Annotated in this window: 13 protein-coding genes and 1 other RNA gene; 7 read left to right on the top strand and 7 right to left on the bottom strand. The window is 45.7% G+C overall.

Features of this window, described 5'->3' with window-relative positions; all coding sequences use genetic code 11:
- Positions 1–107: 107 nt before the first annotated feature.
- Positions 108–383, bottom strand: a complete 276-nt coding sequence (locus F0261_RS16540) for an alpha-E domain-containing protein (protein ID WP_014978406.1) — start codon at positions 381–383, stop codon at positions 108–110.
- A gap of 251 nt (positions 384–634) precedes the next feature.
- Here F0261_RS16540 and F0261_RS16535 point away from each other — a divergent pair, with 251 nt between their 5' ends.
- The 4 genes from F0261_RS16535 to rnpB all read left to right on the top strand — a co-directional run bounded on the left by F0261_RS16535 (position 635) and on the right by rnpB (position 5,614).
- On the top strand, positions 635–949 hold the full coding sequence (locus tag F0261_RS16535) for a hypothetical protein (protein ID WP_239245054.1): 315 nt from the start codon (positions 635–637) through the stop codon (positions 947–949).
- An 84-nt stretch (positions 950–1,033) separates the two neighbouring features.
- Complete coding sequence (gene secD, locus F0261_RS16530) at positions 1,034–3,601, top strand: protein translocase subunit SecD (RefSeq protein WP_171338487.1); 2,568 nt, start codon at positions 1,034–1,036, stop codon at positions 3,599–3,601.
- A gap of 161 nt (positions 3,602–3,762) precedes the next feature.
- Positions 3,763–5,226 (top strand): potassium/proton antiporter, encoded by a 1,464-nt coding sequence (locus F0261_RS16525; protein WP_171338486.1) that lies wholly within the window; start codon positions 3,763–3,765, stop codon positions 5,224–5,226.
- Between the two features lie 37 nt (positions 5,227–5,263).
- An RNA gene (gene rnpB / locus F0261_RS16520) (RNase P RNA component class A) lies at positions 5,264–5,614 on the top strand.
- A gap of 68 nt (positions 5,615–5,682) precedes the next feature.
- Here the strand turns inward: rnpB and F0261_RS16515 are convergent.
- The gene (locus F0261_RS16515) at positions 5,683–8,079 is read right to left on the bottom strand and encodes a TonB-dependent receptor (protein WP_171338485.1); all 2,397 of its coding nucleotides are present in this window, start codon (positions 8,077–8,079) and stop codon (positions 5,683–5,685) included.
- A 400-nt stretch (positions 8,080–8,479) separates the two neighbouring features.
- Here F0261_RS16515 and F0261_RS16510 point away from each other — a divergent pair, with 400 nt between their 5' ends.
- Positions 8,480–9,424 (top strand): EamA family transporter, encoded by a 945-nt coding sequence (locus tag F0261_RS16510; RefSeq protein WP_171338484.1) that lies wholly within the window; start codon positions 8,480–8,482, stop codon positions 9,422–9,424.
- A gap of 19 nt (positions 9,425–9,443) precedes the next feature.
- Here the strand turns inward: F0261_RS16510 and F0261_RS16505 are convergent, their stop codons facing one another.
- From F0261_RS16505 to F0261_RS16495, 3 genes are read right to left on the bottom strand one after another with little or no spacing between them, the layout of a single operon-like run.
- Positions 9,444–10,208, bottom strand: a complete 765-nt coding sequence (locus F0261_RS16505) for an ABC transporter substrate-binding protein (RefSeq protein WP_014978427.1) — start codon at positions 10,206–10,208, stop codon at positions 9,444–9,446.
- Between the two features lie 23 nt (positions 10,209–10,231).
- The gene (locus tag F0261_RS16500) at positions 10,232–13,111 is read right to left on the bottom strand and encodes an ATP-binding protein (protein ID WP_171338483.1); all 2,880 of its coding nucleotides are present in this window, start codon (positions 13,109–13,111) and stop codon (positions 10,232–10,234) included.
- Positions 13,108–14,286 carry an ABC transporter substrate-binding protein gene (locus F0261_RS16495; protein ID WP_171338482.1) on the bottom strand — a complete coding sequence of 393 codons (1,179 nt, stop codon included), beginning with the start codon at positions 14,284–14,286 and terminating at the stop codon, positions 13,108–13,110. Before F0261_RS16495 ends, F0261_RS16500 begins: the two co-directional genes overlap by 4 nt.
- 336 nt (positions 14,287–14,622) lie before the next feature.
- Here F0261_RS16495 and F0261_RS16490 point away from each other — a divergent pair, with 336 nt between their 5' ends.
- Entirely contained in the window at positions 14,623–15,120 is a 498-nt protein-coding gene (locus F0261_RS16490; RefSeq protein WP_014978429.1) for an exonuclease domain-containing protein, read from the top strand.
- A gap of 88 nt (positions 15,121–15,208) precedes the next feature.
- Here F0261_RS16490 and F0261_RS16485 read toward each other — a convergent pair whose 3' ends face one another.
- Positions 15,209–15,679: a hypothetical protein gene (locus tag F0261_RS16485; RefSeq protein WP_171338481.1), complete on the bottom strand. Its 471-nt coding sequence runs from the start codon at positions 15,677–15,679 to the stop codon at positions 15,209–15,211.
- A 239-nt stretch (positions 15,680–15,918) separates the two neighbouring features.
- Positions 15,919–17,064: a methionine adenosyltransferase gene (metK, locus tag F0261_RS16480; protein ID WP_014948382.1), complete on the bottom strand. Its 1,146-nt coding sequence runs from the start codon at positions 17,062–17,064 to the stop codon at positions 15,919–15,921.
- Positions 17,065–17,458: 394 nt separating this feature from the next.
- Between metK and tkt the strand changes: the two genes are divergently transcribed.
- A complete protein-coding gene (tkt, locus tag F0261_RS16475; protein ID WP_076011292.1) occupies positions 17,459–19,450 on the top strand; it encodes a transketolase in 1,992 nt (663 codons plus the stop codon).
- Positions 19,451–19,463 lie beyond the last annotated feature (13 nt).

Below are 19,463 nucleotides of genomic sequence, written 5' to 3'. Positions count from 1 at the left end.
TCCCTGACAAACGACCTGACAGGTATTACCCCAGAGTAGTGAGGAAAAGACCGACTAAATACCCCACAAAGAAAAATGCCAGTCAGCTTAACTGACTGGCATTACGCTTAGCGCGGGCTTTGTTTTGTCTTCTTACTTTTGTGTTCTGGCTTCCATTTCCAGCGTTTACTTATAACTTCTGTTGGAATAACGTCTGTGATTGTGCGCGCATTATCTCTTGCGTATTGAAGGGAATTCAATATGGAAGACGGATTGCGTGTGTCTACCGTAAGGAACTTAACGACATTCTCCTGGCTGTATTCATTATAAATGGCCTCAAATGGCTCGCGATTTCCTGTTATGTCTAGCAATGGCTTCATTGCCAATTGATATACAAAAAGCAAATAAAATCACCTTGTATCCAAGTGAGTAAACTTACAAGAAGAAGCGATGGGCAGAAATGTAAAACCCAAAAATTATGTACTTCAACGGTAATTTCGTTACTCATGATGTTGGTTAATGTATACTCGCCCCAATATATGCGCTATAAAACAGCGCGTGTCTTAAGTGCGACTTTTCCTTCACATATAGACAATTCACTACTTTGAGAGCACTAAACTTTCGCCACGGGTTTTCGTCCTACATGCCGCTTTTCATGGCATGGGTACTCTCGTGTCTCATCCTTAGTGCAAGCTTCCAAAGTGGTCAAATTAATAATGAAGTTGAAGTAAGTCAGCAGTCACCACTTGCCCAATTTAACTACGCGGGCAAGAGCTATTCGTTACGGTTTACCGGCACTAAGCTAGAAAACAGTGACGATCAAGGCGATGGGCCCGAGGCAATTGTTGAATTGACCTTGGGGTTTATTGCTCTGGCTATTGTGCTGTGTTTGGGTATGGCATATGTTGTACCCCGTGCTCGCCAACACTACCGCCAACCTTCTCGCGGACCACCTTTATCCCTGAGCTAATTCTCTTTTTGCCTTATTGCGCTAGCACGTTCGCTTAGCTGCATATTAAGGCGCTTTAAAAATTTAATTATTCAGGATTCTAAAATGGCACGATTTTCATTTCGTGGCTTTGTGTATGTGCTCATCGTTATGCTCGGTTTACTGAGCGCTGCGCCCAACATATTGCCACAATCAATTAAACAGCAACTACCTACGTGGTACACCACTTCCACACTATCTTTAGGCTTAGATTTGCAAGGTGGTTCGCATCTGCTATTAGCCGCAGACACCAACGCCTTGTTTGAAAAGCAACTAAATAGCTTTTCGAGTGACTTACTTAGCGAATTGCGCAGTCAAAACGTGCGCTATACAAAGACGTCTCATTCACTCACTCATAAAGATAGTCGTTCTGGAAGTGTCGTCTTTACATTGCGTAATGCAGATGATGCTAGAAAAGTTAACGATATTGCCTATCAAATTTCCGCTCAGCCAAATGGTTCAAGTGCACTTGATGTAGAGATAAAGCAAAGCACCGTTACCCTTACGCTTAACGAGCTATATACCGAACAACTGGTTAAAGACACGTTAAGCCGAAGTGTTGAAGTAGTTCGAAAGCGTTTGAACGAAACGGGGCTTACTGAGCCTAGCGTTACTCTACAAGGCAAAGACGCCATTTTAGTTCAGATGCCGGGTATGTCTGACCCCACCCAAGTTAAAAAATTATTGGGCACTACCGCACAAATGACTTTTCACTGGGCCGCGAATAGCCAGTCTGAGCAGGTTATGAATAAGCAAGATGCGGCGGGTAATACCTATCGCTTAGAGCAAAAAGTGGCGCTAGAAGGTGAGCATATTACTGATGCGGCAGGTGTCTTAAGTAGTGAAAATGGCCAGCCAGTAGTGACGTTCCGATTAGACAGCGCAGGTGCCAAGCAGTTTGCCACTATGACACGTGACAACATCGGCCGTGTGCTTGCTATCGTCCTTGACGACAAAGTGGTTACAGCCCCCGTCATAAATAGCGTGATTCCGGGTGGTCGTGGTGAAATAACCGGTAACTTTACATTGCCCGAGGCGGGCAACACTGCACTAATGCTTCGCACTGGTGCGCTACCTGTGCCACTTACCATTATTGAAGAGCGTACGGTGGGGCCAGATTTAGGCAGCGATGCAATTCAAACCGGAGTGGAAAGCGGCGTGGCAGGTGCGTTACTGGTATTGGCATTTATGGTGGCGATTTATGGCAGGTGGGGCGCTATCGCAAGTTTTGCTCTTTGTATCAATATGGCGTTGGTGTTTGGCGCATTAACCCTGTTTGGCGCAACTCTGACGTTGCCGGGCATTGCAGGTTTGATCCTAACCATGGGCATGGCGGTCGATGCGAACATTTTGATTAATGAACGTATTCGTGAAGAAAGTAAAAAAGGTCGTCCGGCAGCCAGTGCAATAGAAGTGGGTTTTGATAAAGCGTTTGCGACTATTGTGGATTCAAACTTCACCACACTAATAGCGGTAAGTTTGTTGTTTATGTTTGGTAGCGGCCCTATTAAAGGGTTTGCAATTACAATTGCCCTTGGTCTGGTGTCTTCGGTATTTACTGCTGTAGCCCTAACTAAAATGTTAATGCTAAGAGTGGTTAAATCGAAACAAAAGAATACGCAAGATCGCGCGCAGCAGCGCGTTCCTTTGCGCTTTTCATCACCTCTTTTGCGGTTAAGCGATAAGCTTAGGGGTATTAATTTTCTAGCAAAACGTAAAATTGCACTCGCTGTTTCGGTAGTGCTAACCGTGCTTTCAATCGGCTTGTTTGCTAAGCCTGGCTTACATTATGGCGTCGACTTTACCGGTGGCACCATGATTGAGTTGACCGCACCAACCCTTACTACCGATGAGCTAAGGAATGTGATTGAAAGCAATGGCTTTCATCAAATAGCAATTCAAGAATATGGCAGTGAACATCACTATTTATTGCGAGCCCCTGTTCTAGATAGCAGTGGCGAGCTTGAAAATAGCAACGCAAAGCAGACTGACGCACTAAAGCGTGCGATTTCGCAAGCCGACAGTGAGGTAAGTTTTGATAAAATTGATATGGTTGGACCCAAAGTCAGCGGAGGCTTTGCAGAGCTATCCATTCTAGCATTGCTTATCGCAGGTGGCGGCATGTTGGTGTATCTGTGGGCACGCTTTGAAGCGCATTTTGCGAGCGCAGCGCTGCTAACCGTGATACTCGATTTAACCAAAACCATAGGCTTTTTCGCGCTTACGGGCATCGAATTTAACTTAACGGCTGTTGCAGCACTGTTGGCGCTCATTGGTTACTCTATAAACGATAAGGTGGTGGTGCTTGATCGCATCCGTGAATTATTGCGTTTAGACCCAAACAAGCCATTGGCAGATACTATTAATGGGGCCGTGAACAGCACGCTAAGCCGCACGGTGTTCACTTCCGTTACCACGCTGTTGGCGTTGTTACCGATGGCTATTTTTGGTGGTGATGCAGTAGAAAGTTTTGCAGTCCCTATGGTTTTTGCTGTCGTAATTGGCACGTCATCGACCTTGTTTATCACCTCTACGCTGCTGTATTTGTTGGGCAGCAGAAGAGAGAAACAAGGCAAAGCGCAGTTAAAGCCTACTGCAGAAGAGATTAGGGCTTCGTTGTCGCATATCCCTTAGGCGGCACAAGTTCCTTAACCCCAATACCTCAGCGGGCTTTTGTATCTCAATACATTGGTGCAAAAACGCGGTAAGGTAGCAGTATTAACAGGAACCCTTGATGCTCTCACGCATACCCGAATAATTTGCGTGAGAGCATCAAGGGCAATAAGGAACGTATAATGTTTGCAGTTGATCACATTATTTTACTCAGTGCAGTGCTTGCCATTTTGGGCGTACTGGCCAGTAAATTGTCCCCGCGCTTTGGCGTACCTGTTTTAGTTTTATTCCTTGGTGTAGGTATGTTGGCTGGAGAAGATGGTATCGGGCGAATCTTCTTTGACAATGCTGATGCTGCGCATGCCATTGGTACATTTGCGCTTATTCTCATCCTATTTGATGGCGGTCTACAAACGTCAAAAAAGTCCATAGCGCAGGCGTGGAAACCCGCCGCGTTGCTCGCCACTTTTGGCGTAATTGGTACGGCAGTGGTCACCGGTATCGCAGCTATGGTTATTCTCGATTTACCGCTTTATAAGGGCTTATTGCTTGGTGCTATTGTAGGGTCGACAGACGCCGCAGCAGTGTTTTCTGTTTTGCGCAACGCTGGAATACGCATTCCTTTAAAAATAAAATCCACATTAGAGCTGGAAAGTGCGTCGAATGATCCAATGGCCATATTCCTCACAATCGGCCTTATTACGCTTATTCAAGACAGCACCACTAAGCCAGTTGACTTACTTTCGCTGTTTGCCAGTCAAATGGGAGTGGGAGCGATAGTGGGCCTTGCCATCGGCGGTATTGCAGTATGGCTTTTCAGACGCGTCACCTTAATGGCCATCGGTTTGTACCCGGTATTTGTGATGTTGTTTGGTGTATTGTCTTTTGGCCTTGCTGCGAACTTAAATGGCAGCGGTTTTCTCGCTACCTTTATTACGGGTGTTATCGTGGGTAACAGCCGCTTTGCTTATCAGCGTAATACGTTCGTGTTTCTGGATGGGCTGGCCTGGCTTGGGCAAATTGCCATGTTCGTTATTTTAGGTTTGTTGGTAACGCCCACCGAGCTGTTTGTTAATTGGAAAGAAGGCCTTTTAATTGCGTTTGTGCTTATTTTTATTGCACGTCCGCTGGTGGTTATGCCGATTTTGTTGCTTTCGAAATTTTCGTTCAAAGCATCATTGCTCATCTCATGGGTAGGCTTACGCGGTTCGGTGCCAATTATACTCGCTATATTTCCGCTAATATTCGGCATGCCATACGCCGAGCTCATTTTTAATGTGGTGTTCTTTATCGTGCTTATTTCCGCCTTATTGCAAGGTTCCACCTTACCTTATGCGGCGCGTAAGTTAGGCTTAGTGTTGGACGATGAAGTAAAAGAGTCGAGTACGCTGGAAATTGTTAAAGTCGCTAAGAGCAAGCGCGAGCTTATAGAAATAGAGGTATCGAAGTTATCACCGGCACTACATAAAACCATTAGCGAATTAGCCCTTCCCGATAATACGGTAGTGGCGATGATTGCCCGTGGTGAAGAAACCCTTATACCTAAAGGAAGTACCAAAATAGAAATGGGCGATCAAATTTTCATTATCACCAAACTGCTCGATAAAAGCGCCGTTGAGCACTGCTTTTACAGCGAGCAGGAATAGGGTGCTATTGTAGAGTACTTCATGTAGAATGCGCCGCGGAGTTGGCCAGGCAATCGCCGCTTTCGTAAGAAAGGGGAGGAAAGTCCGGGCTCCAAAGGGCAGGGTGCCAGATAACGTCTGGGCGGCGTGAGCCGACGACAAGTGCAGCAGAGAGAAGACCGCCTAAGCATGTTTACATGCCGGTAAGGGTGAAAGGGTGCGGTAAGAGCGCACCGCACCTCTGGTAACAGAGTGTGGCAAGGTAAACTCCACCCGGAGCAAGACCAAATAGGATCCCTCAACGTGTGGCCCGCATGGGGATCGGGTAGGTTGCTTGAATCAGTGAGCGATTGCTGATCTAGAGGAATGGTTGCCCACGACAGAACCCGGCTTACGGCCAACTCCACTCTTTTCCCAAAAGAAAGTGAAGCCTCTACCTGAAGGGATATTTCCTCAGGCAGAGACATTTATTACTCTTTACTGAAAGAAATAGCGGAACGTCGCACCAATGGTGCGTGGCTGGTTCACCGTAAATCCAAGTCGAGCTCGTCCACCACGTTCTCTATCAAAGGATAGCTGCGCGTTTTCGTCGAACAGGTTGTTTGCATACAGCAATATTTCATAGTCATCGTAGGTAAGACCGAAGCTCATATTAAGCGTGCCGTAGTCGTCTAACAACAAGTCTAATTCCGTTGTTTCTGCGCCAGTGGCACCGCCAAAGGCAAGGCCTGAAGTGAATATACCTGCCCCTGCAACTTGGTCACTAGGCTGGGTTATACGGTCTCCCACGTACTGGTAAGAGCCTTGGAAATAGGTGCTGTTTGAAGAGAATAAAGGCTGCGCTAAATCGTAGGTAAATGCGATGGCAAAGCTCTCTTCAGGTACTGAAGCTAGGCGGTTACCGTCTTCTACGCCACCTAGTACCGCACCATCACCATCAACAACGGTTGAATCGAACTCGGCTTCAATGATGCTACCCGTTAATGAGAAAAAGAGCTGGTCAGTAAACTGACGCGTAAGCTCAAATTCAATACCTTGGGTGTGGGCGTCAGGCACGTTAAATGATACACGTGAAGAGCAAGAACCAGCATCCAATGTAACCTGAAGATCTTCAATATCGTTATAGAAAGCCGAGATGTTAGCTGACCATCCACGACCTGATGATTTCATACCGATCTCATAGTTGGTGAGCTTTTCATCGTCATAGTCTTGGAACGAACCAAAGATTGCTTCATCTTGGTCGGTACACAGGCTTCTATTTAGCGGGTCATTTACACCGCCAAGTCTAAATCCTTGAGACACCTGAGCATTTAAGTTCACGTTTTCGTTTACGCTATACTGGCCGATAACGCGAGAAGTAAAGCCATCTGATTCTGTAGAATCGGTCTGGTTGTCGCCGTTGGCAAATAAGCCCCCAGAGATAAACTGACGCTCTTCTTCATAATCGTAAAAACGAGAGCCCACGGTCATTTTAAAGTCATCGTTCACTTGATAGTTCACTTCACCAAACACAGCAAGCTGCTTCAAGTCGTACGGTAAATAGGCGTTGTAGGGAGAATCAGCTTCAAAACCATTGGCAACCGCTGCCGACGTGCCTTCACCTAAGGTGGCGTCGGTAAATGCGTCGTACCCAGGGGTAGGGAGTGATTGGTCGTAAACACGCTCTGTAGAAGAGTAGAAAGCGCCAACTAGCCAGTCTAGCGCGCCATCGCCATTGGATGCGGCGCGAAGCTCAAAGGTATCTTGCTCTACTTCCGTTCTGTCTAATAAGTTCGACGGTAAGAGTACGGCTTCATCAGGAAAACCTAAGTCGATACTTACTGAGCCTGAAAGCGCGCTGGCATCGCGACTTACAAGAATATCGCGGTCGGTATAGCTATAAACAAAAGTAAAGTCAGCAACGTCAGCTTGATATTCAGCAGTTACGTCAGCAATCAAGGTATCGTCAGAGAAGCCTTCTTCAAGCAGCAGGTACTGTTCTCGTTCACCCAATTGAATAGCTGGGCGGGTCGTTGTGTAAGGGTTAGCAAACACGTTATACACTTCCTGCCTGTTAAACCCGTTCATTTCCAATTCTTGGAAGATAAGTCGTGGTGTAATCGTGAGCTTATCGTTGGGTGCGATAATGAACGCTACACGTCCGCCAGTTCTATCGCCGTCGTTCACGTCTTCGCTAAACGCGCCGTTTTCACCTAACGCATCTATAAAGCCTGCGTAATCAGTGCGGTATACCACCGCGCGCATGGCAATGGTGTCGGAAATAGGTACATTTACCATGCCCTTAACGTGACCGCCCACGCCACCGTCTGTCACACTATTAAGATTAGCTTCAAACTTACCTTCAAAGGTATCTAACTCTGGCTGATTGGTGATGTAGCGAAGGGTTCCGCCGATAGAGCCAGATCCAAAAAGCGTACCTTGCGGACCGCGCAGGGTTTCAATGCGGTTAAGGTCGAAAAGGTCGAGATCTGGAGTAAATAAAGACAGCGAGATCACGCTTTCATCGAGGTATACGCCGACCTGCTCCTTGACGCCTGGTTGGTCTCGTACAATTTGACCCGCTGAAACGCCACGCATAGATACTTGGCTTTGGCCTGGTCCTAAGTTTTGAATTGAGACGCTCGCCACGTTTCTTGCGACGTCTTCTAAGTTTCCTGCACCGCTGCGTTCAAAGTCTCGCTGCGTTTGTGCGTTGATTGAAAAAGGAATGTCTTCAATGGATTCTGCACGCTTTGTTGCAGTTACAATGATCTGCTCAAAGTCATCGTCATGCTTTTGTTGTGTGTCCTGTGCCATTGCACCGGAGCTAAGCAGCCCCATTACCGCAACGCTAAGTGTGCTTCGTCTAAACGACGATTTTTCTATTTTAAACATAAGTCCATCCAGGTTGGTTGTTTCTATTTTGTTATCAGGCAAGGGCGTAATGTGGCAAAAAAGTTGGGTTATTTCCATAACTTGCGAAACAAATATTTCATTTTTTGTTGTATCTAATGCGGTACGTTTTACTTGTTAACTTTGTGTTAATTGGAAGTGTGTGGGGAATGTGCGTCTAAAAGGTCAAAAGAAGCGTCTATCTGGCTAATTACAAAAGCAATAATCTAAGTATCATCTTTATGAGAGAGGTGTTGACCCTAAGAGCAAAAATGACTGAGTGATAAAAGCAAGCGGCAGCAATCGGTTTATATCAGCGTCACAGTAAAAGCTGATGGGTTAATTAGAAAGTACAACATGAAAGCATTGTTCAACAGTTAAAGCTAAGAAGGTGAGTAATAGAGTGGAGAAGGCAGTGAATACAAGCGATGTAGTAAAAGGGGTCTTAGCAATTGTTATCGCAAGCTTTCTGTGGGGGACAACAGGCACTGCCGCTCAGTTCGCTCCAGAAATCAGTCCTCTGGCAATCGGTGCCTTTGCAATGGGTATAGGCGGTGTATTGCTTTGTGTTAGTGCCCGAAAATCACTGGTAAAGGATGCACCTATTCTTTTTTCTACACCACTGACCTTTCTGTTTGGCAGTGCATGTGTTGCAATTTATCCGCTGGCCTTTTACAGCTCAATGCGTTTGTCAGGCGTTGCCATTGGCACCGTGGTTTCTATCGCCAGTGCACCACTATTTGCTGCGCTTTTAGAGTACTTTTTAAGTAAAAAGCCCGTGTCTTTAAAATGGTTTATTAGTTTTGTGTTTGGTGCGTTTGGGATTGGCATGTTAGCCATGGGTAAGGCACACGACGCAATGGCGTTGTCAGCATCTAAAGATGATCAGGTGTTCGGCGTTCTATTGGGTTTAATTGCAGGTTTAACTTACGCTGGGTACTCATGGGCTGCGAAGCAACACATTGACGCTGGCGCAAATTCAAAATCTGCCATGGCCGGACTTTTCGGTTGCGCTGCCGTTGCTCTGTTGCCTTCCCTCTGGTTTACCGGTCAAAACTTGTTTGCTAACACTATCCACATTAGCGTTTCACTCTATATGGCTGTGGTGCCGATGTTTCTTGGTTATTTGCTATTTGGCTATGGTCTTCGCACTACCGAAGCGAGTAAAGCTACGCTTATTACGTTAATTGAGCCACTGGTTGCGACACTTTTCGCTATTTTTCTAATTGGTGAAGTATTCAAGCCGGTGGGGTGGGTTGGCATGACGCTGGTGTGTCTTAGCCTTTTAATCCAAACGATAAAATTTCCATTTGCTTTAAAGCGCTATGGCAAAAAGGCAACGGCGTAATGTTGAAACCGCGTGTGGCTTATAATGAAAAGTCAGAATACTTGTTAAGTATTCTATCAATTTGACCCGTTTGTTTTAATTCAGCAATGGCGCGGTTAATGGCGGGGAGCTTATCTTTATGTCGATTGTGAACACGCAACGCCATTTTGCCTGCGGTATGGATGGGGCCCAGCACTATTTTTACGTCGTGCATTGAAGACCAGTAACGCGCCGCTGCTTCCTCCATTATGATGACATCTATCCGTTTCATGCCAAGGGCCAAGATAAGGTTACTCTCGGCTTGAAAGTCCATTCTGACGAACTTATCAGAATCAAAATACACATAGCCGGAGATCATCCCTACGGTTTCACCGTAGATAGAGGCGACGGTTTGGTATTGGCTATGGTTTTCAGGCAGAGTAATAAAGTATTCTGTGATGTCTATAATGGGATCTGAGAAAGTGAAGTCGCCCGCGGGCTCATCTTTAGACAACCAGCTTGGACTGAAGAAGTCGAAATCAAGAGCGCCTGTTTTAAATGCAAGCATGGCACGTTTGGTAGAGAGCATGACTTTTTCTGTCTTAATACCTGCTCTATTCATAATAAGGGGAAGGATTTCAACTAGAATACCGGCCCTGTCTTCGTCGACAGCATTTTCGTACGGGATAGAGCTGCCTGACGTTCCAAGGTTATACCGTAGTACTTCGTCGGCAGTCGCGCCACCGCCAAAAAGCGAAACGTTAATCAATAAGATAAACGAAACAACTTTTTTGATGTGAGGGGCTAATGTCGCTAAGGCTTTCACTCAAGATGTTCCACTACGATAGGTTAATGAACGGCGCTTTCTTCACTATTTCTTTCAATACTTGCCCAATGCTCAACTTTGTCGATGAGGTCAATAGCATCAAAAGGTTTACTTAGGTAATCGTCCATTCCGGCATTAACGCAGCGCTCTTTGTCACCTTTCATGGCATTGGCGGTTAGTGCGATGATCGGCACATTCAAATAGCGTTCTCCGGCCTCACCATTTCTTATGCGTTTAGTTGCTTCAAAGCCGTCCATTTCCGGCATTTGACAGTCCATCAAGACAACATCAAAGGTCACTTTCATTTTGTTCAACGCTTCAAGTGCCTCTAGGCCTGATTTGGCACTCAATGTAGTGTGGTTATTTAGGTGCTGTTTAACAATAACCTGATTAATGTCGTTGTCTTCGACAATTAATACTTTACGTTTTTTCCCTTTTTCCCGTTTCACTCCTGAGGAGTGGTGAACTGGCTTAAGCAGGGCTTCGTCGGCTTGTTCAAGCATAATAGTGAAAGAGAACGTGCTTCCGTGACCTTTAACGCTCTCAAGTTTTATATCGCCGCCCATGAGTTCGCATAATTGTTTGCTAATAGAAAGGCCAAGGCCTGTTCCGCCGAATTTGCGAGTTGTAGAAAGGTCTTCTTGGGTAAAGACATCAAAGATTGTACTTTGCTTATCTTGTGCGATACCAATGCCGGTGTCTTTTACGCTACATAAAAGCTTAAGGCTGTTATCTGCGTTTTGCTGAATGCTGGTGGTGACTTCAATGCATCCACTGTCGGTGAACTTCACGGCATTACCTAACAAGTTCGAGAGTATTTGTCTAAAGCGTACATCATCGCCTTGTACAACGTGAAAGCCTTGTAAATCAAAGTGAAAATATAGCGCTAACCCTTTTTCTTGGCACATAATCGCGTACTGACTTTGAAGGTTTTCAAGCGACTCTAAAATGTCGAATGGGTTTTCTTCAATTTGGAGTTGGCCTGCCTCAATTTTAGAGAAGTCCAAAATATCATTTACGATATGTAAAAGGCCCTGGATACTAAACTTAGCAAGAGACAGGTAGTGCTTTTGCTCCTCAGTGAGTTCAGAGCTAGCCATTAACTGCAAAACACCAGAAATACCGTGTATTGGCGTGCGTATTTCATGGCTCATACTAGCGAGGAAACTCGATTTAAGACGGGCAGACTCTTCCGCTTTTTCTCGCGCATCCTGAAGATACTGTTCGGTTTGTCGTTGTTGAGTAACGTCCTGTTGAAACCCGATATAGTGAGTGACTTCACCATTTATTTTTACCGGCGTTAAATTCAAACGGTTGTAAAAGGCGCTGCCGTCTTTTTTATAGTTGAGTAGCGTCGTTTCAATAGGCTCGCGCACTGCAATAGCCTTGCGGATTTGGTCAACTGTCTGCTTGCTGGTTTCATCGCCCTGCATCGACCTGCAGTTATGACCGATTATTTCTTCACGACTGTAGCCTGTAAGCTCTTCAAAGGCACTGTTTACGTATATTATTGGTTGGCCGACGCGCTTAATGTCCGAAATGATGATCGACACGGTTGCTTCATCCATAGCGTGAGTGAGCACTTTAACGTGACTTTCAAGAGAGCGTTGTTCAGTTTCGTCGCTACCAACATAGATATCACCACGAATATTACCATTAGCATCGGCCAGTGATGTTTTAGTCCAATGAACAAACCGCTCTTGGCCGGTTGATACCGAAAAGTGTGTAAGTTCATTGCTCTGTGAAGAAGCGAGCTTTTGCATAATGAACTTCAAAATACCGTTCTTTTCACCGTACTGGTCATGACAAAAGTCGTCAAAGCGCTTATTAGAAAGTAAAATTTGCTTGTCTTGATCAACCACAACAAGCATATCGCCCATTGACTCCAACACGTTGGAAAACTGTTCGTTAGACAGTGAAACCTCTGTCAGATCCCAAATCAGTTTGTCAAACGCTTCGCGAATATCCGCAAGTTCTTGGGCCTCAACGTCACTATCAAGTCGTAGTGAGGTCTTATCATCACTGTTTAGACGATTCTTAATGTCATTGTACAAAGTCGAAAGTGTTCGCTCGGCAAGCGTTCCCGTCATACTCACCATATGCAAAATGATAAATACGAAGCCTACAATCATTGCTAGCAATACAATCCCAGTCCATGCGGCTTCTCTGTATGCGGTGATGGTGGGTTTAACGCTGTACAAGGTTAGATTTTGCCAATCAGCCTTTTTTATAGCGTAGCCGCTGTCATCAAAATCGGAAAAGCCTGAGTTTGGAGCAATGAGTGAGGGCTCACTGCTAAATAGGACATGCCCACTAGAGTCGGTAACAAGCTGGTTAGTCAGTCTGGGGTAAGGCGCGAGCAAAGACTGCAAGCTATCCACATACATGACAAGCGCGCCTTCCGCTACGCCTCTAAGTAACACTGGAACGCTTATTAATACGCCGTTCTTTGATACCGAGGAGTATGCATTCGATGAACCAAGGGTTTGCTGGCGCCATGCACTATTGAGCGACTCGGGGATAACAGCATTCCAGTTTTTATCAATCACCCGGTTCCCGGCAAAATCAAATAGCGCAAACTCGACACTTTTCGCCTGAGTTAAATTTAACGAGCGGAAAAACATGGGAAGGTAATTATCCCTTTGCTCGAAATCAACCAAGGAATTGATGATGATATCGTTAGCTGCCAAGTCTGCTAGCTGTCTAGTGGTATCGCTAACAATGTAATTGATATCTTGTTCTAAACCATCAACAGATTGTTGTTGAAGCTGGTCGGTTTGTTTAACAATGAAGTGAAAAGAGAGAGCAAATAGAATGATAGACAAAACCGCGACGAGTAAAACCAGTCGCGGTAGCATGCTTGAAAGCAGAAGAGAGCGTAACCTTGGGGGCTGCTGCATCATTGCACGCCCGTTGTTACCAAGTGACCTTTTTCGTTAAACGTAGTCATAAAATAATCCTTTGCCCAGAGTGCATCGTGTCTGTCCTCTGAAAATGGAGCTGTGTAGTGCTTCACTGCACCTTGCACATTTTGAAGAGACTCTAGCGCACCGCGTAATGCGTTCACTTCTATACTACCAGCTTTCGCGGCAGCTGCCGCGATTAAATGAGTTAAATCATAAGCATGAGCCAAACCTGTCACACCACCAATCGCAGTCGCATCCACCAAGCCATACTTACTATAATAGGCTTCTAACAAGCTTTTTGCCTTGGTATTTTTCTGGTGGTTGAAGTGGAAGGTTTGAAGTACTGACACATTGTAGTTAGCGATGGGCTTTGCAAGTAAAGAGGCGAACTGACCCGACGCGACTCCCCAATGCGACACAACAGGGAGAGAGGCGATGCCTTGTTTTGCCATCTCATCGAGTACAACAACACCTTCAGGAACGTTAGTGACAAGAATAATCGCTTCCGCTTTCGCGCTTTTTATTGCCGCGATATCCTCAGAAAAGTCTTTCTGCTGCCAATTTATCCAATGAGTTGCTGTTATATCAATATCATTATTACTTGCAGCTTGGGTTAATGATTCAAGATTTGAGCGTCCCCATCCTGTTCTTTCCAATACCAACGCGATATTTGATAGCCCCATATATTTAACGTGATTAATTAGGACTGACGCTGCTTCAGCGTCGCGTACCGACACGCGAAATATGTTATTCGGTGAGTGCCCGTTGTCGATAATAGGCGTCCCTGCTGCCCAAGGAACCAACATCAAAATGTTTTTTTTGTGTATTGGGTCGACTTCAGCGAGAACTACAGGTGTATGAACGCCGCCTACTACCGCAAGTAAATTGGGAGTTTGGGAAAATTGCTCAATGTTATATACACCTCGAGCTGGGTTGCCGCGATGGTCTTTCGCAATAACTTTTATTTGACGACCTAGAATCCCACCAGCGGCATTTATTTCGTCGACGGCAAGCTCGACCCCTCTTGTAATAGCGATGCCACCTTCAACAGCTACCGCTGAAAGATCGGCATCAATACCAATCACCAGAGGCTCCGTTGAACTTAATGCTTTACTTGCAGTAAAAATTGAAAAGACGCAAGCCAGCGAGAGAAAGATAGAAAGTGCACGCATGAATAGGCTACCTAAATGTTAACCTTAAAAGTGTATAGCAATGTGCTCAGTCTTTTAGCGTAAACGTCTTATCCTTTAGTATAAGTTTGATGCTTTTTTGAGAGCTTTTACGAGATTTTTGAGCGCTGGCTACGGGTTGGTGTACTAAACGAGTGCGCATTAATTGTGGCACGATTCTACTATTAGCTTATATTTTGAGAAGAGTGGTTGTACATTTGCTAAACAGTGTTCGACGTTGTTTAGTTGTTCCTCTGGTGACGAGGTAGCAGTAAAACCGCCTGATAAAAATGGTTTGCGGATGTTGCAAGCAAGGATAAACAGCGGTTTGGAGCGTGAGTGCGAAAAAATACCCTGCCAACAATAATAGACATTGAAGCAAGTGGATTTGGCGCAGCGAGTTACCCTATTGAAATAGGTATCGTGCGCTATGATGGTGCAAAGTGGTGTAAGCTACTTCGGCCCTTTGACTCGTGGGTTCACTGGGATCGAAAAGCGGAGTCACTGCACGGCATAACGCAGCAGATGCTGCAAACTCGAGGAGAAGAGCCTCGAAAAGTCTGTGTTGAGTTAAATAACTTCCTTGGCAATACGGTTGTTTATAGTGACGGTTGGGTAGTTGATAACCCGTGGCTAATTAAGCTCTACGCCGCAGCGCAGGTAGAAATGTCTTTTACGTGTAGAGCATTAGAATATATTTTGTCTGAAGCACAAATGAATCAATGGCATGAGGTGAAAAGCCGCCTTACGAGCCAACTTGATGTTAAGCGTCATAGAGCGAGTTCCGACGCGATGGTAATTCAACAGACTTACGCAAAAACCTTATCATTGGCTTAACGGCAGCTACGTTTCGTCTTTATGATTGGAGGGAATACTTAAAGCGCACTGTGAATGCAATGTAGCGGTGACCTAAAACAAGGATGACTTAAAACAAGTAATTAACGCCCAAGGAGAGAGCCATATTCTCTTCTTCCCCAACTTGCCTATGTTCAAGTTCTACCGCCATGTTTAAACCCTCGCTTTTGCCAAGCAGCCAGCCCAACCGAGTAAAAGTACCTACATCATGAGGTAAATAAAGCCACTCTGCGTAATGCTGAAAGGCGGTATTGTTGGTTTTGTACGTTGCATAGACCTTTTGCGGAACCCAAGTGTTAAACCGCCGGCTGGCGCTAAACATACCTTGTGATCCCGCTGGGTAGGTATAACTATTGTCGTATAGATAAGTTTCGGTTGTAGATTGAATGCGGTACATAGTATTTAGCTGCCACCGGGCTATTTTTTTGCTTTTGAATTGGATAGGACTGTAGTGGGGAGCATTCATTTCCGCGAGCACGGGGGAAGCCGCCATAGACGCAGCCAAAGTAAGTGCCAGAAGAATTCCAGTAACCACATTCATGGAAGAGCCCAAGTTGTTGTTATCATGGCTTGTAAACAACCAGAAACTACAAGCGATAGTGTGTTCGTTATTTAAGCATAGCTGCAAAAAATAAATGATGAAAATATTCTTTACTGTTTTTTATTTGTTTCGTTGATTTTGCGAGCCAAATAAAAACGCCGCTAGTTTATACAAACACTTTTTTGCAAAGCGTTATAAAAACTGAGCGGCGTATTTAAAAGCGTTATTTGGTTGTCGAATTAAATCGATGCTTTTAACGCTTCTGCTTTATCTGTTGCTTCCCATGGGAATTCGTCACGACCAAAGTGACCGTAAGCAGCCGTTGGGCGGTAGATAGGGCGCTCAAGGTCTAGCATTTGAATAAGTCCATACGGGCGTAGGTCGAAATGTTCACGGACCAGTGCCACTAATGTTTTCTCATCTACCACACCTGTACCGAAGGTATCGATACTGATAGACGTTGGCTCTGCCACACCAATTGCATAAGACACTTGGATTTCGCAACGCTTGGCAAGACCTGCTGCAACAATGTTCTTAGCAACGTAACGACCCGCGTATGCTGCACTGCGGTCTACTTTTGATGGATCTTTACCAGAGAACGCGCCACCACCGTGACGGGCCATACCACCGTAAGTATCAACAATGATTTTACGACCTGTTAAGCCACAGTCGCCCATTGGACCACCGATAACGAATCGTCCCGTCGGGTTAATGTGAAAGCGTGTATTTCCATCAATCCATTCACTAGGCAGCACTGGCTTAATAATTTCTTCCATTACTGCTTCGCGAACTGTTTCAGTGCTTACTGAATCACAGTGCTGGGTTGAAAGCACAACTGCGTCGATGCCAACAGGCTTGTCGTTTTCATATTTGAAAGTAATTTGGCTTTTAGCATCTGGGCGTAACCAGTCTAGCTTACCAGATTTACGCACTTCAGCTTGTTTTTGAACAAGGCGGTGAGAGTACGTGATTGGCGCAGGCATTAGTACGTCAGTTTCGTCGCTAGCGTAGCCAAACATTAGACCTTGGTCACCAGCACCTTGTTCTTCAAGACTTGCGCGATCAACACCTTGATTGATGTCAGGTGACTGTTTGCCAATAGCATTTAATACCGCACATGAATCAGCGTCGAAGCCCATATCTGAGTGCGTGTAGCCAATTTCTTTAACTGTTTTTCGGGTAAGCTCTTCAATATCTACCCATGCAGAGGTGGTTACTTCACCACCCACTAAAACCATACCGGTTTTTACATACGTTTCGCAGGCCACCCGAGCGCGAGGATCTTGTTCTAAAATAGCGTCAAGAACCGCATCTGAGATCTGATCAGCAATTTTGTCCGGATGTCCTTCAGACACTGACTCGGATGTGAATAAATGCGTGGCCATAAATGCTCCGTAAGCGTTAAATTATCAAAATAGTCGTATATTGTACTAAAACAAGTTATAAATACCAGTCTTTACTTCTAGACGTCTAAAAGTCTCTTCGTTACGAATAGTTGACACAATCCGATCACTTATAGGGTTATTCAGGCTCTAGGCGTCAGATATAACCGTTTTTGCTGTATTGGGAATACGTGATGGTTAAGGTATAGACCATTTTTTACTATGACTTTCACTATTGGCAATCAAAAGCCATTGAACTGTAAGGTGGCATAGGTAAGAATAACGCCACATTCATTCGTATAAAGAAGTAGAGCGAACGCCTTACCTCTACGCTCGTCTAGCTTGCCTAGCCCGCTGAGATACGAAACAAAAGATACAAAATAAATCAGGAGACAACATGCCCTCTCGTCGTGAACTCGCCAATGCAATCCGTGCATTAAGCATGGATGCCGTTCAACAAGCTAAATCTGGTCACCCAGGTGCCCCAATGGGGATGGCTGATATCGCACAGGTACTATGGGGTGATTTCTTATCACACAACCCTGCAAACCCATCTTGGGCTAACCGCGATCGCTTTGTGCTTTCAAATGGTCACGGCTCGATGCTGTTGTACTCTCTTCTTCACCTTTCAGGCTACGAACTGCCAATTGAAGAATTAAAGAACTTCCGTCAATTGCATTCAAAAACGCCAGGCCATCCTGAGTATGGTTATGCGCCAGGTGTTGAAACGACCACTGGTCCACTAGGCCAAGGTATCAGTAATGCTGTGGGGATGGCACTTGCCGAGAAAGTGCTAGCGGCACAATTTAACCGTGACGGTCACAATATTGTTGATCACCACACCTACGCATTCTTAGGCGACGGCTGCTTGATGGAAGGTATCTCACACGAGACATGTTCACTAGCCGGCACACTAGGCCTTGGTAAGCTTATCGCGTTTTGGGATGACAATGGCATTTCAATTGATGGCGAAGTAGAAGGCTGGTTCACTGACGATACACCAGCACGCTTTAAGAGCTACGGTTGGGAAGTGATCGATGGCGTTGACGGTCACGATGCAGAGCAAGTAAAAGCCGCTATTGAAAAGGCGCAAGCGAACACCGCGCAGCCTACGCTTATTTGTTGCAAAACCACTATTGGCTTCGGCTCGCCAAATAAAGAAGGTACCGAGTCTTGTCACGGTGCACCACTAGGTGAAGATGAAATTGTAGCCACTCGCGAAAAGCTTGGCTGGAGCCATGGCGCGTTCGAAATTCCAGACGATATTTATGCGGGTTGGGATGCTAAAGAGAAAGGTTCAAACGCGGAGAGCGCGTGGAATGACGCTTTCGCAGCATACGAAGCCGCTTACCCAGAGCTTGCGGCAGAGTTCAAACGCCGCGTAAATGGCGAGTTGCCAGCAGATTTCAGCGAAAAAGCAGATGCAATTATTGCTGAGCTTCAAGCTAACCCACAAAATATTGCTTCACGTAAAGCGTCGCAAAATGCATTAAACGCATTTGGTCCACTACTTCCTGAGCTATTAGGCGGCTCTGCTGACCTTGCTGGTTCTAACCTTACCATCTGGGAAGGCAGCAAAGGCGTTGAAGCAAACGATGCATCAGGTAACTACATTTATTACGGTGTACGCGAGTTCGGTATGTCTGCCATGATGAATGGTATTGCCCTTCACGGTGGCTTTAAGGCATACGGTGCAACCTTCCTAATGTTTATGGAATATGCACGCAACGCGGTACGCATGGCCGCACTAATGAAGCAGCCTGCAATTTTCGTTTACACCCACGATTCAATTGGTCTAGGTGAAGACGGCCCAACGCACCAGCCGGTAGAGCAGGTGGTTGCGCTACGTGCAACGCCTAACCTTGATAACTGGCGTCCTTGTGATCAGGTTGAGTCTGCTGTCTCGTGGAAGTCTGCTATTGAGCGCACTGATGGCCCAACAACACTAATCTTCACACGCCAAGGCTTAGCGCAGCAAGAAAGAACGGCTCAACAAGTTGCAGATATCGCTAAAGGCGGTTACGTACTTAAAGACTGTGAAGGTACGCCAGAGCTTATTCTTATTGGTACCGGATCTGAGGTTCAGCTAGCCGTTGAAGCCGCAGCGAAACTGACCGAGCAAGGCAAAGCCGTTCGCGTAGTGTCTATGCCATCAACTGACGTATTTGACCGTCAGTCTGCTGACTACCGTGAAAGTGTACTGCCTTCTAGCGTAGTTAAACGCGTAGCGGTTGAAGCCTTGTCTAAAGATAGCTGGTACAAGTACGTTGGCTTCAATGGCGCTATCGTAGGCATGGACACCTTTGGTGAATCTGCACCTGCAGGAGACCTGTTCAAGCACTTCAACATTACCACTGACGCTGTAGTAGAGGCTGCACTGTCTCTGTAAGAGGTAATAGATA

It is taken from the genome of Alteromonas sp. 07-89-2 (genome assembly GCF_013113925.1).
Lineage (GTDB): Bacteria > Pseudomonadota > Gammaproteobacteria > Enterobacterales > Alteromonadaceae > Alteromonas > Alteromonas macleodii.
The sequence above is the reverse complement of the archived record's forward strand: the minus strand, read 5'-3'. Positions and strand labels throughout refer to the sequence as shown.